Raw genomic sequence first — 15,825 nt, forward strand, 5'->3', positions numbered from 1 at the left:
AGAAAGGGCGGGACGAGAAGTCTCCCACGGTCCGTACTGGCTAGAGTCGGAATCGAGCTTTTAGTCCCGCCCACCCCTTCAAGTCTAAACATACAAGCGGGCTTGCCCGCGATGAGGCCAGCAAAACCGACACACATCTTTTCTAAGCCAGCTCGGCAACCTTCGCCGCTTTCAATTCCGCTTCCCGCGCCTGCGCATCCGCCAGGCGATACAGCTCGATCGTGCCGTCCCAGTGTTCGATCAGCGCCGTGCATGACTCGACCCAATCGCCACAGTTGAGGTAATCCACCTCGCCGACCTTACGGATCTCGGCGTGGTGAATGTGCCCGCAGACCACCCCGTGCAACTCGCGCTTCACGCATTCGTGGGCGATGGCTTCTTCGAAATCGCTGATGAAACTGACCGCAGTCTTCACCTTGTGCTTGAGATAGGCCGACAGCGACCAGTAGCCGTAGCCGTATTTCGCCCGCCAGTGATTGAGCCAGCGGTTGAGGGTCAGGGTGAACTCGTAGGCCGAATCTCCGAGGAACGCCAGCCAGCGGTGGTAACGGGTGATCACGTCGAACTGGTCGCCGTGAATCACCAGCAGATGCCGGCCATCGGCGGTGACGTGTACCGCCTCGTCGACCAGCTGGATATTGCCCAGAATCAGTTTCGAATAGCGGCGCAGGAATTCGTCGTGGTTGCCGGTGACATAGATCACCTCGGTGCCGCGCTTGCTCATGGTCAGCAAACGGCGGATCACGTTGGTGTGCGCCTGCGGCCAGTACATGCCACCGCGCAGTTTCCAGCCGTCGATGATGTCGCCGACCAGGTAGATCTTGTCGGCGTGATAGCCCTTGAGAAATTGCGACAGATGCTCGGCCTGGCAATCCCGCGTGCCCAAGTGCACGTCGGAAATCCACAAGGTGCGAACCCTTTGTTTACGGCTGGGTCTGGCGAGCTCGGCGCTGGTCATGGGCAACCCTCTGCGATGTTTTCGCCACTCTGCGCGCGCCCGGTTAATCGACCATGACAGCTGTGCGTCAGTCGTGTGACAAAGGCGTCGCCCCCTGCGCCGGTGTAGACTGGCGGCTCGCCCGGAGACCACCATGCACCCGATCCTGACCCTGCGCCATTACAGCCATGACCTGATCGCCCACAGCCACGACCACGCGCAACTGGTGTTCGGCCTATCGGGCGCGCTGGATTTCGAAGTCGAAGGGCATGGCAGTCAGGTTTTGCAGCAGAGCTTCGTGGTGATTCCCGCCGGCGCGCATCACGCGTGCGGCAGTCCCAAGGGCAGCCGCTGTCTGGTGCTGGATGTGCCCGACGAACAATGGCTGGCACGCTCGCTGGGCAATCACGCCGATGCCAGCCGTCGTCTACTGGACAACGCCGCCCGTTTGTCTCTGGATGCCGGTCAAGGTCAACTGGTCAATTGGCTGGCGAACAGTCCGGTGGATGACCCGTTGATTGCGCAACAGGGCGCGGTGCTGCTGTTGGCGAGCCTGAACCATGCGCCGCCCGCCGAGATCGTCGCGCGCCGCCTGCCCTACGCGGCACTCGATGCGCACATCGAGCAGTACGCGGCCTATCCGCTGCAAGTGGCGGATCTGGCGCGCGTCGCCGGATTGTCCAGCGCCCGGTTGCATGCGCGGTTCGTCACCGAATGCGGGCAGACACCGATGGACTATATTCGCAGCCGCCGGCTGCACAAAGCCGTCACGCTGTTGCGCAACACCACGCTGCCCATCGGCGAAGTGGCCAGCCGTGTCGGCTACAACTCGCAAAGTGCGTTCTCGGCCGCCGTCCTGCGTGAATTCGGTACCTCTCCTACACAATTGCGACGCGAGGCTGACGACAAAAGTCGATAGCCTGCCGACAGACTTTTGCGTCGAGACACGCTTCAATGTGTGCCTGTAATGGTGTTTGGAAAAAGGACTGCAATGACTCCCCGTACCGCCCTCGGCGCCCTGCATATCGGCGCACTGATGTTCGGCCTGACCGGCGTTTTCGGCAAACTCGCGGCCGCAACGCCCGCCGTCATCGTGTTCGGACGCGCCGCGTTTGCCGTGCTGGCCCTGGCGTTTTTCGCCCGTTTTGCCCAGCAGGGCGGCTGGCAGAGATTGCAGGCCGTCGACTGGCGACGACTGGCCCTGAGCGGCGTGCTGCTGGCCGGGCACTGGGTGAGTTTCTTCATTGCGGTCAAGGTCGCGGGCGTCGCGATTGCGACCCTGGGTTTCGCCAGTTTCCCGGCCTTCACGGTGATCCTCGAAGGGCTGATCTTCCGCGAACGCATCCGCATCAATGAAATCGTCCTCGTGGCGCTGGTCAGTGTCGGACTGGTGCTGGTGACCCCCGCCTTCGATCTGGCCAGCGGCGCGACCACCGGCCTGCTCTGGGCGATCCTGTCCGGCCTGCTGTTTTCCCTGTTGTCCCTGACCAACCGCGCCAGCTCCGGGCGCATCCCGGCGGTGCAGGCGGCGCTGTGTCAGAACGTGGTGGTGGCGTTGTGTCTGCTGCCGGTGGCGGCGCCGCAGCTGAGCGAGGTGCGTGCCATCGACTGGTTGTGGATCGGTTTGCTCGGGGTGTTCTGCACCGGTGTTGCCCACAGTCTGTTCGTCGCCAGCCTGGCGGTGATCAAGGCGCGCACCGCCGCAGTGGTGTTCGCCATGGAGCCGGTGTACGGGATTACCGTGGCGTGGCTGCTGTTCGATGAAGATCCGACCCTGCGCATGCTGATCGGCGGCGCGCTGATCATCGTTGCCATCGTGGTGTCGAGCCGGATGTCAGGCAGCAGCGACAAGAAAACCGTCGCGGCCGAAGCCGCCTCTCACTGAGTACGGTCGTTGTGGCCGAGGTCGCGGTCAGGGTCAATCTGGTCGCGCACCCGCTGCTTGAGCACCTTGGCCTCCGGGAAACCGCCGTCGGCCTTGCGTTCCCAGATCTGCACATCGTTGCAGGTGATGTGGAATATCCCGCCGGTTCCCGGCACCAGTGACACTTTGCCAAGATCGTCGCCGAAGGTGCTGAGCAGCTCTTGCGCCAGCCACGCGGCGCGCAACAGCCACTGGCATTGCGTGCAATAAGTGATGACGATTTCCGGTTTTGTGACGGTCATGATCGCTGAAACTCCTGAGCCAGAGGGCGCCGCTATAATAGCCGGCTTTACCGCTCGCCCCGAGACTCACGATGCGTCGTCTGCTGATCTGCCTGTTGCTTGGTTTCCTACCGCTGTTCGTTCATGCCAGTGAGGCCACACGCCCGAAAGTCGGCCTGGTGCTGTCCGGCGGCGCGGCCCGTGGACTGGCGCACATCGGTGTGCTCAAGGCTCTGGAAGAGCAAGGCATCAAGATCGATGCGATTGCCGGCACCAGCATGGGCGCGGTGGTCGGCGGGCTGTATGCCTCGGGCTACAAGATCGACGAGCTGGAAAAGCTCGCCCTGACCATCGACTGGCAGCAGGCGCTGTCCGACGCCCCGCCCCGTGAAGACGTGCCGTTCCGGCGCAAGCAGGACGACCGCGACTTTCTGGTGAAACAGAAGCTGAGCTTTCGCGATGACGGCAGCCTTGGCCTGCCATTGGGCGTGATTCAGGGCCAGAACCTCGCGCTGCTGCTGGAAAGCCTGCTGGCCCACACCAGCGACACCCGGGACTTCGACAAGCTGCCGATCCCGTTCCGCGCCGTGACCACCGATATCGCCAACGGCGAAAAAGTGGTGTTCCGCAAGGGCCACCTGCCGCAGGTGATCCGCGCCAGCATGTCGATCCCGGCGGTGTTCGCCCCGGTCGAACTCGACGGCCGATTGCTGGTGGATGGCGGCATGACCGACAACATCCCTCTCGACGTAGCCCGTGAAATGGGCGTCGACGTGGCCATCGTGGTCGACATCGGCACCCCGCTGCGCAACCGCAAGCAACTGGTGACCGTGGTCGATGTGCTGAACCAGTCGATCACCCTGATGACTCGTCGCAACTCCGAAGAGCAACTGGCGACCCTGCATCCCGATGACGTGCTGATCCAGCCGCCGCTGGCGAGTTTCGGCGCCACCGACTTCGGTCGCGGCCAGGAGATGATCGACGCCGGCTACCGCGCGACCCAGGCTCTGGACGTGCGCCTCGCCCGCCTCAAACCCGCGCAATCGCAGGACGCCGAGCTCAACGCCGCCCGCGCGCCAGGCCAGCGCACACCGATCATCACCGCGATCAAGGTCGAGAACGACTCGAAAGTCGGCGATGACGTGATCCGCTATTACATCCGCCAGCACATCGGTGAACCGCTGGACCTGGGTCGCCTGCAAACCGACATGGGCACCCTGTACGGCCTCGATTACTTCGAGCAGGTGCAATACCGCGTGGTGCACAAGGGATCGGATCACACGCTGGTGATCAGCGCGCGGGGTAAACGCACCGGTACGGATTACCTGCGAGTCGGCCTCAACCTGTCGGATGACATGCGCGGCGACAGCGCCTTCAACCTCGGTGCCAGTTACCGCGTGAACGGCATCAACCGGCTCGGCGCGGAATGGCTGACCCGGGCGCAGATCGGCGATAAACAAGAGTTGTACAGCGAGTTCTATCAGCCGCTGGACGTGGGCTCTCGCTACTTTTTGGCGCCTTATGCGTCGTTTGCCGCACAGAACGTCGACTCGGTGCTGGACAACGATCCGATTGCCCAGTATCGCGTCGAGCGCTACGGCTTCGGCCTCAATGTTGGTCGGCAGATCGGCAACAGCGGTGAAGTGCGCTTCGGGGTCGGCGAGGCTTGGGGCAAGGCGGATGTGCGGATCGGCGACCAGGATCTGCCGAGCGAAAGTTTCAACGAAGGGTTCTACGCGTTGAAGTATTCCTTCGACTCGCTGGACAACGTCTACTTCCCCCACGAGGGCGAAGACATCGGCCTGACCCTGGTTCAGTTCGAACCGAGCCTGGGTTCCGACACGCGCTACCGGCAGTGGGAGTTCAAACTGGACAAGGCCATGAGCAGTGGACCTGACACGCTGATTCTCGGCGGTCGTTACGGCCGCACACTGGATGATGCCAATGTGGTGACCTCCAGTTTCCTGCTTGGCGGCGCCCGGCAATTATCCGGTTTCCGCGAGGACGCCATCTCCGGGCAGAACGTCAGTCTGATGCGGGCGGTGTATTACCGCCGCCTCACACCACGCGCCTACCTGCCGCTGGACTTCCCGTTGTACGCCGGCGCCTCGCTGGAACGTGGCCGGGCCTGGAACAACGACAACGAGTTCGACAGCGGCTACATCAACGCCGCCAGCGTGTTCATCGGCTTCGATACGCCGCTTGGGCCGCTGAACTTCAGCTATGGCCTGAACGATGCGGATGAACAGGCGGTGTACCTGAACCTCGGGCAGACCTTCTGACAGCGCTCAGCGAATCCCCGCCAACAGCGTGCGCGCTGTTTGCCTGAGGGGTTCGTCGGCTTCCTTGAGCAGTTCGTTGAGCAAGGCAATGGCGCTGTCGATATCGCCGTCATCGATACAGGTCTGGGCCTGTTCGAGTTTGCCGGCGTTGGCGGCGTCCGAGGGTTCGGCTTCCGGCGCCTGCAGCTCCAGTGGCTCCAGCGAGAGCGACGTGCCGGGATCGCCAAATTCGTTGAGAAAGTCCTCGTCCAGCGGCTGCGCTTCCGGCTCGGCGATCCATTCCAGTTCGGCGGTTTCAGCATCGTCGGGCAGGGTTTCCGGCAATTCGAAATCCTGTGGCAATACCTGCAGATCGGAACCCAGCGCCGATGGAGCCTGTTCAGGTGTGGCAGCGGGCGGGCGAGTTTCCTCAAGATCCCAACTGGAGGCCATCGAGAGCTGATCCAGGTTCAGCTCGAAATTGTCTTCGGCCACCGGCTCCACAGGCGTCGCAGGTTCGATCGGCAGCGCGGCAATCACCGGGGCCGCCGCCCCCAAAGGTACGGCGCTGGCCAGTTTCGGGTAGCGGGCGCGAATCTCCTGCAAGCGCTGATCCTCGACCCCGAGCTGGCGCAATCGACTTTCCTGCTCGTCATAGGCCGGCGTGTCGCCCTGGCGCCCCAGCACTTCAAGCAATTGCACGCCGAGGTCGATACGTTCCGGCTCCCTCTGCAACGCATCGTGCAACAGGCCGGCGGCCTCCCCCAAGCGTCCGTAGGCCAGATAGATGCCGACCGCTTCCAGCACATCGCCGTTGGCGTGTTCTTCGCGATGTTCGACAGCACTGTGAACGGCAGTCGGCTGCATCGGTTCGGCGTCATCGACCGGGGGTTCGTTTCGTACCGGCAGGAACGGCAACGGCGCAGCAGTCCCTTGCGCCTGCTGGCGTTGCCGGCGCACATAAAGCCCTGCCACCAGCAATCCCAGTACCAGCAGCAGTCCGCCAAGCAGCGGCCAGTTGAGTGAATCCTCCTGAGACTCGACCGGGGCAATGACCGGCGCAGGCGCAGGTGCCACGGGGGCGACAGGTGCCGGCCGCGCCTGTTGCACTTCAATCAGGCGGGCCTGTAAATCGCCGAGCTGTTTCTTGCCGTCAGCGATCAGCACTTCCTGGGCCTGAAGCTTCACGTTCAACTCATCGATGGTTTTTTGCAGTTGCTGGTTCTGCACAAGGCTCGCCGCCAGTTGTTCAGCCTGCGCGTCGGCGACCGGAGCCGGTGGCTGCACAGGCGCAGCAGGTTTGGCCGGCGTGGTTGCGGAAGGAGCCTCGGGGGTCGGGAATTCCGACGATTGCGCACGCGCCGTTGGCTCGTCGGTGGCGGGGACTATTCCCGGTGAGCCCGGCGGGTCGATCAGCACGGTGTATTCGCGCAGCAGATGGCCATTGGGCTGATCGAGCTGCACCAGGAAATTCAGAAAGGGTTCGTTGACCGGTTTGGTCGAAGTCACCCGGATCATGTTGCGATTGCCACGCAGGATCGGGGTGAACTTGAGGTTGTTGAGAAAGAACACGCGCTCGACGCCGGCGCGGCCAAACTCGTCCGCCGAGGCCAGACGGACCGCCAGTTCGCTTTCGCTGACGCCCCCGACATCCACCAGGGCGATGTCAGCCTTGAGCGGCTGATTGAGGGCTGAATGCACGGTGATGTCACCGAGCCCCAGCGCCAATGACGCGGTGGACCAGGTGAGAACACCGGCCACCAGCAGCGAGTTGGCGCAACGCAGTACCACGTGCCGACTTCCGAGCATGAGCATCCCTTGAATAAGCAAAACCGACTTCTATGCGTTCGCACATCCGGTACGAACACGATATTGCCCAGTAGTTCTTATAGTCTGCCCAGCGCGATCCCTCAAAAAAACGGCACGCGGTTATGCCTCAAGACTTTTCCAGGTTGGCCAGAATGTGACCGTGAACCCGCATGCAGACCTTCAGATCCGCCTCGTCGACGCCTTCGAACAATTCCTTGCGCAGTTGGGTGGCGATGGTTTCGATCTGTTCGATCAGCGGCAGGGCCGGTGCACACAGCACGATTTTTTTCGCCCGGCGGTCTTCCATTACAGACTGGCGTTGCACCAGCCCCTGGCTTTCCAGGCTGTCGAGCAGACGGGCCAGGGTCGGCCCTTCGACGCCGACGCTTTGCGCCAGCTCCCGTTGCGTCGGCGCTTCTTCGAAGCGCGCCAGATGCAGCAGTACCAGCCAGCGCGCCTGGGACAGCCCCAGACCGGCCAGCCGGCGATCCAGTTCGGCACGCCAGCCACGGGACATCTGGGCCAATTGCATGCCAAAGCGGTGTTGATCGGTTAACGGCATAAAACACTCATGATTAGACTGAAGAAATAGAGAAAAACTAATTATTAGTCAGCTAAGCATGACATTTGGCTATAGGCAAGGGGCGTCCTGTACTGAATCGTTACATCGGTATAGCGGTTGGCACAAACGCCCTCTCACATTTCAAACTCCGATTGCAGCGCAGCCCGCACGCAATACAGCACTCCTTCCGGTACGCGACCGGCAAACAGCTCGGCCACTTCTGCGACCGACGGCAACTCGCCTTCGCCGTCAAGGAACGCATCCTGGACTTCGCCCATCAGGTCTTCCGGCAAATCCAGCGCCTGTTCCAGCGACAGCTGCTGCTTGCCGATGGCTTCGGCGAGCATGGTGTAGACGTTCTTTTCCGAGCACTGCAACTGACCGGAGATCTGCAACGGCGTCATGCCGGCGCGAGCCAGGGTGATCAGTTCGTGGCGCACGTCGGCCACCACTTTCGGCGCCTCGGCCTCGCCGCCGAGCACTTCGAGGAAGGCCTCGCCGTAACGCTCCAGCTTGCGCGCACCGACGCCGCTGACCCGGGCCATGTCCGCCAGCGAGGTCGGCTGGCTGCGGAGCATTTCCAGCAGGGTCGAGTCGGGGAAGATGACGTATGGCGGCACACCGTGTTCTTCCGCCAGTTTGCGCCGCAGGGCGCGCAAGGCTTCCCACTGTTCGCGTTCTTCGCCACGCACCAGTTGACTGGCCTGGCTCTTGCTGCCGCTCTTGGCGATGACTTGCGGCTTGAGGTCGCGGCGCAGCTCCAGGCTTACTTCGCCTTTGAGCAGCGGCCGGCAAGTGTCGCTCAGGCGCAGCCCGCCGTAGCCTTCGTGATCGACATCGGCCAGGCCGCGAGCAACCAGTTGACGGAACAGCGAGCGCCATTCGCTCTCGCTCAGCGCCTTGCCGACGCCGAACACCGACAGGTGCTGATGGCCGAAGCTGCGAACCTTTTCGTTGTCCTTGCCCAGCAGCACGTCCACCAGATGGCCGACGCCGTAACGCTGGCCGGTGCGATAGATCGCCGACAGCGCCTGACGCGCAGGCTCGGTGGCGTCCCAGGTCTGCACGCCGTCGGTGCAGTTGTCGCAGTGGCCGCACGGCTCGGGCATGTCTTCGTCGAAGTACGCCAGCAGCGCCTGACGACGGCAGCGGGTTTCTTCGCAGAGCGAGAGCATGGCGTCGAGCTTGTGCTGCTCCAGCCGCTTGTGGCGCTCGTCGCCCTCGGAGTTCTGCAGCATCTGCTTGAGCATCACCACGTCTTGCAGGCCGTAGGCCATCCACGCGTCCGCCGGCAGACCGTCACGGCCGCCGCGTCCGGTTTCCTGGTAATAGGCTTCCAGGGATTTCGGCAGATCGAGGTGAGCGACGAAGCGCACGTTGGGTTTGTCGATGCCCATGCCGAACGCCACGGTGGCGACCATGATCAGCCCTTCCTCATTGAGGAAGCGCTTCTGGTGATAGGCACGCAGATCGTTGGGCAGACCGGCGTGGTAAGGCAGCGCCGGGAAGCCCTGTTCGGTGAGAAACGCGGCCACCTCTTCCACCTTCTTGCGCGACAGGCAGTAGACGATGCCGGCGTCGCTGCGCCGTTCGGCGAGGAACGCCAGCAATTGCTTGCGCGGCTGCTCCTTGGGCACGATGCGGTAGAAGATGTTCGGCCGGTCGAAGCTCGACAGGAAACGCTCGGCGTTCTGCAAATGCAGGCGGGTGACGATTTCTTCGCGGGTGCGTTTGTCGGCGGTGGCGGTCAGGGCGATGCGCGGCACGTCGGGGAACATTTCCGCCAACTGCCCCAGTTGCAGGTATTCCGGCCGGAAGTCATGGCCCCATTGCGACACGCAGTGCGCTTCGTCGATGGCGAACAGGGCGATGTTCAGGCCTTGCAGGAACGACAGCATGCGCGGCTGAACCAGCCGCTCCGGCGCCAGATACAGCATCTTCACTTCGCCGCGCTTGATCCGGTTGGCGAGGTCGCGCTGTTGTTCGGCGCTCAGGGTGGAGTTCAACGCGGCGGCGGCCACACCCAGCTCTTCGAGGGTGGCGACCTGATCGTCCATCAAAGCGATCAGCGGCGAAACCACCACCGCCAGGCCGTCGCGCAGCAGCGCCGGCACCTGGAAGCACAGGGACTTGCCGCCGCCGGTCGGCATCAGGACAAGGGCATCGCCGCCACTGGCCACGCGCTCAATGATTGCACCCTGCCGGCCACGGAAACTGTCGTAGCCGAAGATGTCCTTGAGGACGCGTTGAGCCTGTTCGAGCATAAAAACTCCAAAAATCCACCGAAACATCCCTGCACAGGCTGGTTCAAGACAGCCGAGGCTGCTTTAAACAAAACGTAAGCGCGCATTGCATCGCGCCGCACACAATCAGCCGCGACACCGGCAGGGATCGCAAAGCGCGGCAGTATACCCGACCCCTCTGCGGCAGAGGGCACCGCCGATAAGAAGCTTGTGCGGGCAAATCTGCCGTGCGGCTGGCTTGAGGGCTCAAGAAGGCCTAGAATTCCCGCATTGTTTATTCCCCCAAGGTAGCCCTTTAATGTCCTTCGCCGAGCAACTAACCCGCCTGCAAGTCTTCCTCGACGCCGACGAGCTGCATGAAGAGGCGCTGGACTACGTGGCCGCTCACGGTTACCTGACCGCGCTGTCGATCTGCGCCGATGTGGTGCCGGATCGTGAGTGGATCGACGCCCTGTTCGCCGAAGAGCCGCATTACAGCAGCGAAGCCCAGCGTGAAGAGATCGAAGCCACGCTGATCGGCCTCAAGGCCCACATCGCCCGCCAACTGGCGTCGGATGAAGAATTCGAGCTGCCCTGCGAGCTGGACCTGGGCGACGACCCGGACGATTCCGAACTGCGTGGCTGGTGCATCGGCTTCATGGAAGGCGTATTCCTGCGCGAAGCGGCCTGGTTCGAAACCGCCGAAGAAGAAGTCAGCGAAATGCTCCTGCCGATCATGGTCGGTTCGGGCCTGTTCGACGAACAGCCCGAGTTCGAAGACATCGCCAAGGACGCCAACCTGATGGACGACATGATCGTGCAGATCCCGGAGGCCCTGACCGCGCTGTACCTGCTGTGCCAGGCGCCCGACGAAAAACCGGCGATCCTCAAGCCTCGTCACCACTAAGATCCGGCCTATGGACAACCCCATAGGCAACCGCCCCCTGATGTTGCGCTACATCCTGCTGGCCATCGGCTGGCTGAGCGTGGCATTGGGGGTGATCGGGATTTTCCTGCCTGTTCTCCCCACGACTCCCTTCCTGCTGCTGGCAGCCGCCTGCTTCGCCCGCAGTTCCCCGCGTTTCTACCAATGGCTGGTCGAGCATCCCCGGCTCGGGCCATGGATCCGCGACTACCTCGATGGCAACGGCATACCGCTCAAGGGCAAGGTCTACGCGATCGGGCTGATGTGGGCGAGCATTCTGTTCTCGTGCTATTTGGTGCCGCTGCCATGGGCGCGGGGGTTCATGCTGACCAGTGCGGTGTTGGTGACGGTTTATATCCTCAGACAGAAAACCTTGCGCAAGCCCTGATCTCACCCTGCCCTCAGGCTTGTCAAAGCCACAAACCGCTCATCGGAAATACCCTTCGACCTGTTATTTCTGACAGTAGCCAATCCCCTCGCTTCACGCCTTAAATCAGTCCAGCCCTGAACTGCGGCTCGAATGTCCCAGTGCTCTTTCCTGCCCTGAAATCCCCTGTTCGCCGGCCTTCGCGTCCAAAGCCATAACCCCTTGACGCCAATGGCGTATCTCCTTCGGATGGAGTTGATCATGTTCACTTTCCGCCGGTCCTTGTTCCCCAATCGTAATCAACTGCTCGCCCCGTTGTCGGGATTGTTCCCACCCTACTTCGCCGACATGGTCATTCCTGTGCCGGGTGCTGATGGAGGGATCAACAGAACGGCGTATGAAGCGTTCGATAATGGGCTGTTTGCCGTTATCGACCCTTACCCGAACATGGCGATTAATGACCTGCTGGAAGTCTTCCTGAATGACAAAAAGGTCGGCGAACTCAAGGTCAAGGATGAGCACCTCAATCAGCGATGGTTCTTTTTTGTACCCAAGGACGAGCTTGTACCTGGCCTCTTCACCTGCCACTACGTTTTGACCCGGGCAGGCGAAACCGTACCCGACGACCCATCGGCCAAATTGACACTGCTGCTGGAAATCCACGACCCGGCCGGTGATGACAAGCGTCCCTTCGAACCCTGGCACTCGGAGCTGCCTATCGTCGGGCTACCGCAAGACGTCATCGATAACGGCGTCACCAAACCATGGCTTGATAGTGGGGTGCCCCTGATCATCACGCGTTATCCAAACATCGCCGTGGGCGACATCATCCTCGTGATGTGGGGCAGCGTATTTCTTCCGCCGCATATTTTGACGCAGGAAGAAGTGGATGGCACCGTAGAGATCATCGTCCTTGCCCGGCCCGAAGATATCCTGACGGCCGGTGACAGCGCTGCATTGATCATCCACTACAACATCTGCGATGTCGTTTATAACTGGAGTGTGAAGTGGTCAAAATCCACTTCCGTGCAAGTTGATGCCGGGGTATCACGCCTCGATCCGCTCATCATCAAGGAAGCGGATGACGGGAAAATCATTCTTGCCGACCTGGACGCCAACCCTGTCACCCTGCAAATACTGATCAAACCCAACGACGTCTTCACGGCCGGAGACACCCTCCTGATCACAGTGATCGGCACTCCGATTCCCGGCAGGCCACCTCAAACGTTTACCGTTGAAGTCATTGTCCGTAACCCGCCTTATATTCATGAAATCCCGGTTGCCTACGAGTTCGTGCAACTCTTCGCCCAAGGCACCCTCGACGCCTCCTATGCATTGCGCAAGCAGGATGGCAGCCCGACACTTTTTTCCAGGCGTACGTTTGCCACCGTGATCGGCAATCCATCATTACTGCCGGCACCTGCCATCAGCGAAGTGGTCGGGAACATTTTGCCCGCCCACATACAAGCGGCATCGGTGGTAATCAAATATCCCGCCATCAAAAATGGCGATTTCCTGACGGTGATCTGGCTGGGTAAAAAATCCAACGGTGATGATTACCTGCATGAAGAAGAACACACCGTATCGGGCGAAGAGCAGAAGGCAGGCGAAGTGACGATTTACGTCATGGGTGAGCACGTCAAAGCCTTGGAAAACGGCAGTCTCAAACTTCAGTACCGGGTGTTCAACGACGCTACCAGCCAATACGGCACCAGTGAGTCCGAGTTTCTGCGGGTCAACGTGGGGTCATGGCAGGCAACGCTTCCGGCCCCCAAGGTTGAAGAAGCACCGGATGACATTCTTGATCCCTCGAAAACTGACAAGCTGGTTCACGTGCGGGTCTTGCCAGTGAACTGGGTCAAGGGCGATACGCTCACCTACCACTGGATCGGGATCAACCTTTACGGCAGTACATTCGGCAGCGTGCCGATCACGTTGGCGACAGTTGGGCAACCGGTACGATTCCGGGTAGACAAGCAATACGTCTCGGCCAACATCGGCTACTACGTGACTGTGATCTATACGTTACTGCATGGAGCTACCGGGAAGTACAGCTATTCAGCGCCTCTTGAGGTGCTGATCGGCATTCCTCTGGGCAGATTACTGCCGCCTGCGGTCGTCCAGGCCCCCGATGGCACGCTGAACCCGATGCACGCCATCAATGGGGTGGACATCGATTGCAGCTACGCGTCCATGGACGCCCTGCTCGACAAACTCGGATTGAAATGGCGGGGCACGCCAGGCGCCGGGACTTCGGAAGACCTGGAGAAACCTGCCGAGGCCACCGGTACCGTAAGGTTTCACCTGCCGCCCTCCTTTGTCGGGGCCAACATCGACCGCGAGGTAGCGGTCAGTTACGACGTCCAACGCTATGGCTTGTGGACCCCATCGGAAATCCTCCCGCTGAAGGTTCTCAACTTCCAGAATCCTGAAACGGAACTGCCGCGGCCCGAGGTTCCAGAAGCAAAGGCAGGCGAACTGCTGGTAATGGAGCTCGTCGGGAACGCGAAGGTTCTGGTCAAGGCATGGCCTTTCATTGCCCTCAAGCAGTTGGTCTGGCTGTACATCGAAGGGCAGGCCAGCACGGGCGGCTATCGAATCGATCTGCTCACTGCGCATGAAGTGAACTCAACGCAGCTCACGCAAGGGTTGAATGAAACCCTGCTCAAGACAGAATTGCTGAAACTGCTTCATGGCTCCAACGCCACCGTGGTTTGCAAGGTCATTTTCGATAACAGCACGGATGAAGATGCCGCTATCGTTTTCCCGAAACTGCCGCTGGTGATCCGCCAGCACTACGAGTACGTCACGCCTGTCATCACCACCGTGAAAACGGCATTGGGTACGGTCATTCCTGAAGCGGGTCAGACCTACGACAAGCGTTTGACGATCGAAGGGACAGCCACTCGGGCCGAGAAAGTCGATGTTCAAATCGATGGGGTGTCAAAGGGTATGCCAACCGTCGATGCCAACAGCACGTGGACAATCACCGTGGACTTGATCTCAGGCCTGCACCGCGTCGTTGTTATCGCTCAATATGAGGCCGACGATAAAATCAGTGACCCGAGATCCTTCACCATCAAAGAGGCCAGGTTGCCCGGTATCACCGGCGTCAGGGACAGCAAGGGAGCAGTAGGCAACAACGGTACAACCTACGACAACCAGGTGACGGTGAGTGTCAATGCCGATCCGGGCCAAAAGGTTCAGCTCTACGACGGCGCGTCGCCCATCGGACAGCCGATTGATCTGGACGGCAACGGCAATGGCAGCACCACGTTATCGAGTCTTGGCCAGAAGACCTACTCGCTCAAGGCCAGAGCGCTTTACGGCAGCCAGCTTGAGTCACCCATTCACTTGTTTACTGTCAGGGCCCACCTCACCACCACCCTCACTTCGGTCCGGCATTCAGGCGGGGAACTGGGTAATGGTGGCAAAACAACAGACACTTCGGTAACCGTGATCGGGGCGGCAACGCCGTTGTACAGCGTGCAGATTTTTCTCAACAACGTGGGGGGGCAAATCGTACCCGTCAACGGGAGCGGTGTCTGGTCACTGACCATCGGCATTCACCTGGGCTCGAACACGGTTTACGCGAGGTCGGTTGCCAACAATCAACAGAGCGGGTCGCGCAGTTTTACCAGGGAGAATCCGTTAGCGCCGTTGAACTTCAATACCAGTCCGGTCACGTTGGGTGGCAAGACCTACATCCTTCCGGGCTACCCCAATGTTCTTCCTGCGTTCAATTCGGGTAACTCGGTGCAACATCAAGCCTCCGGTGGCCGCCCAGGTTACACCTATACCTCCAGCAATCAGGGTGTAGCGGTAGTTGACAGTTCCTCAGGGCTTGTCACCGTGCGTGGCCGGGGAACAGCCACTATCACAGCCAGAGATGCAGCCAACCAATCCAAGAGTTACAACGTGACGGTGACTGGAGTCATCCACTGCATCGGACTGGGTTCCGGAGTCTGGTCCACAGCGAACTCACATGCCGCCGCCAACGGTGCACGGCTTCCCAGCCTCGCTGAGCTTTATGAAATACACGCAGCCTATGGAGGACGATGGCCCATGGGCAATCACCACTACTGGTCAACTGACCCCAGCAACTTCTGGTGGCCATGGGCAAAGGCCAGAACCTGCAAGAATCTGGTCAACGGAGAGCAATGGGCGATAAGAATTCCATTTGATTACTCACTCATTGTGGCGCTTCGATAGAACTGGCCCTGTTCCGTAGTCTGCTGACAAGCACACGAAACATTTCTCGTCACATTGCACCCTCCGGTTTCATACCGGAGGGATTTCGGTTTGCATACTTGTCCATGAACGACCGTTGATCAGAAACAACGACTCACCTGTCAGATCTGACAGTAGCCAAATCATCCGTTTGATCGCTCAATCACTCCACCGCCCACACCCTTCGGCAGGAGTTCTCGCCATGCTCGTCCAACCGAAAAAAGCCATTGGCGCACTCGGCACGCTCGCCCTGCTCGACCCAGACATCCCCGGCGCCAAGCAGCTGCCGAACGGAGAATGGGCCATCAACCGCGCCGCCGCACTGCTCAACTTCCCTACTCTGGGCATGAAAGTGCAGATCCCGGTC

11 protein-coding genes are annotated in these 15,825 nt (G+C 60.7%); 6 read left to right on the forward strand and 5 right to left on the reverse strand.

Annotation, left to right across the window (positions count from 1 at the left end):
* Window positions 1–142: 142 nt before the first annotated feature.
* Window positions 143–958 carry a UDP-2,3-diacylglucosamine diphosphatase gene (locus tag CAF77_RS28590; RefSeq protein ID WP_007958385.1) on the reverse strand — a complete coding sequence of 272 codons (816 nt, stop codon included), beginning with the start codon at window positions 956–958 and terminating at the stop codon, window positions 143–145.
* 133 nt (window positions 959–1,091) lie between these two features.
* Here CAF77_RS28590 and CAF77_RS28595 point away from each other — a divergent pair, with 133 nt between their 5' ends.
* Window positions 1,092–1,856 carry an AraC family transcriptional regulator gene (locus CAF77_RS28595; RefSeq protein WP_064383249.1) on the forward strand — a complete coding sequence of 255 codons (765 nt, stop codon included), beginning with the start codon at window positions 1,092–1,094 and terminating at the stop codon, window positions 1,854–1,856.
* A 72-nt stretch (window positions 1,857–1,928) separates the two neighbouring features.
* A complete protein-coding gene (locus CAF77_RS28600) occupies window positions 1,929–2,822 on the forward strand; it encodes a DMT family transporter (protein WP_064383247.1) in 894 nt (297 codons plus the stop codon).
* Here CAF77_RS28600 and CAF77_RS28605 read toward each other — a convergent pair.
* Complete coding sequence (locus CAF77_RS28605; RefSeq protein WP_011332993.1) at window positions 2,816–3,103, reverse strand: SelT/SelW/SelH family protein; 288 nt, start codon at window positions 3,101–3,103, stop codon at window positions 2,816–2,818. The two genes, CAF77_RS28600 and CAF77_RS28605, sit on opposite strands and share 7 nt — an antisense overlap.
* A gap of 71 nt (window positions 3,104–3,174) precedes the next feature.
* Here CAF77_RS28605 and CAF77_RS28610 point away from each other — a divergent pair, with 71 nt between their 5' ends.
* Window positions 3,175–5,364: a patatin-like phospholipase family protein gene (locus tag CAF77_RS28610; RefSeq protein ID WP_064383245.1), complete on the forward strand. Its 2,190-nt coding sequence runs from the start codon at window positions 3,175–3,177 to the stop codon at window positions 5,362–5,364.
* A gap of 6 nt (window positions 5,365–5,370) precedes the next feature.
* On the opposite strand, the gene CAF77_RS28615 is transcribed toward CAF77_RS28610, so the two are convergent.
* From CAF77_RS28615 to recQ, 3 genes are all read right to left on the reverse strand, one after another.
* Entirely contained in the window at window positions 5,371–7,152 is a 1,782-nt protein-coding gene (locus CAF77_RS28615; protein ID WP_064383243.1) for a FimV/HubP family polar landmark protein, read from the reverse strand.
* Between the two features lie 127 nt (window positions 7,153–7,279).
* A complete protein-coding gene (locus CAF77_RS28620; RefSeq protein WP_039765478.1) occupies window positions 7,280–7,714 on the reverse strand; it encodes a MarR family transcriptional regulator in 435 nt (144 codons plus the stop codon).
* A gap of 134 nt (window positions 7,715–7,848) precedes the next feature.
* Window positions 7,849–9,978 (reverse strand): DNA helicase RecQ, encoded by a 2,130-nt coding sequence (gene recQ, locus CAF77_RS28625; RefSeq protein WP_064383240.1) that lies wholly within the window; start codon window positions 9,976–9,978, stop codon window positions 7,849–7,851.
* 277 nt (window positions 9,979–10,255) lie between these two features.
* Here recQ and CAF77_RS28630 point away from each other — a divergent pair, with 277 nt between their 5' ends.
* The 3 genes from CAF77_RS28630 (at window position 10,256) to CAF77_RS28645 (ending at window position 15,440) form a co-directional block, all read left to right on the forward strand.
* Window positions 10,256–10,843 (forward strand): YecA family protein, encoded by a 588-nt coding sequence (locus CAF77_RS28630; RefSeq protein ID WP_007958400.1) that lies wholly within the window; start codon window positions 10,256–10,258, stop codon window positions 10,841–10,843.
* 10 nt (window positions 10,844–10,853) lie between these two features.
* A complete protein-coding gene (locus CAF77_RS28635; RefSeq protein ID WP_064383238.1) occupies window positions 10,854–11,249 on the forward strand; it encodes a YbaN family protein in 396 nt (131 codons plus the stop codon).
* A 240-nt stretch (window positions 11,250–11,489) separates the two neighbouring features.
* Window positions 11,490–15,440: a hypothetical protein gene (locus CAF77_RS28645; protein ID WP_064383234.1), complete on the forward strand. Its 3,951-nt coding sequence runs from the start codon at window positions 11,490–11,492 to the stop codon at window positions 15,438–15,440.
* Window positions 15,441–15,825: the final 385 nt, after the last annotated feature.

Origin of the sequence: Pseudomonas sp. R15(2017) (assembly GCF_002112685.1) — a bacterium.
Classification (GTDB): Bacteria; Pseudomonadota; Gammaproteobacteria; order Pseudomonadales; family Pseudomonadaceae; genus Aquipseudomonas; species Aquipseudomonas glycinae.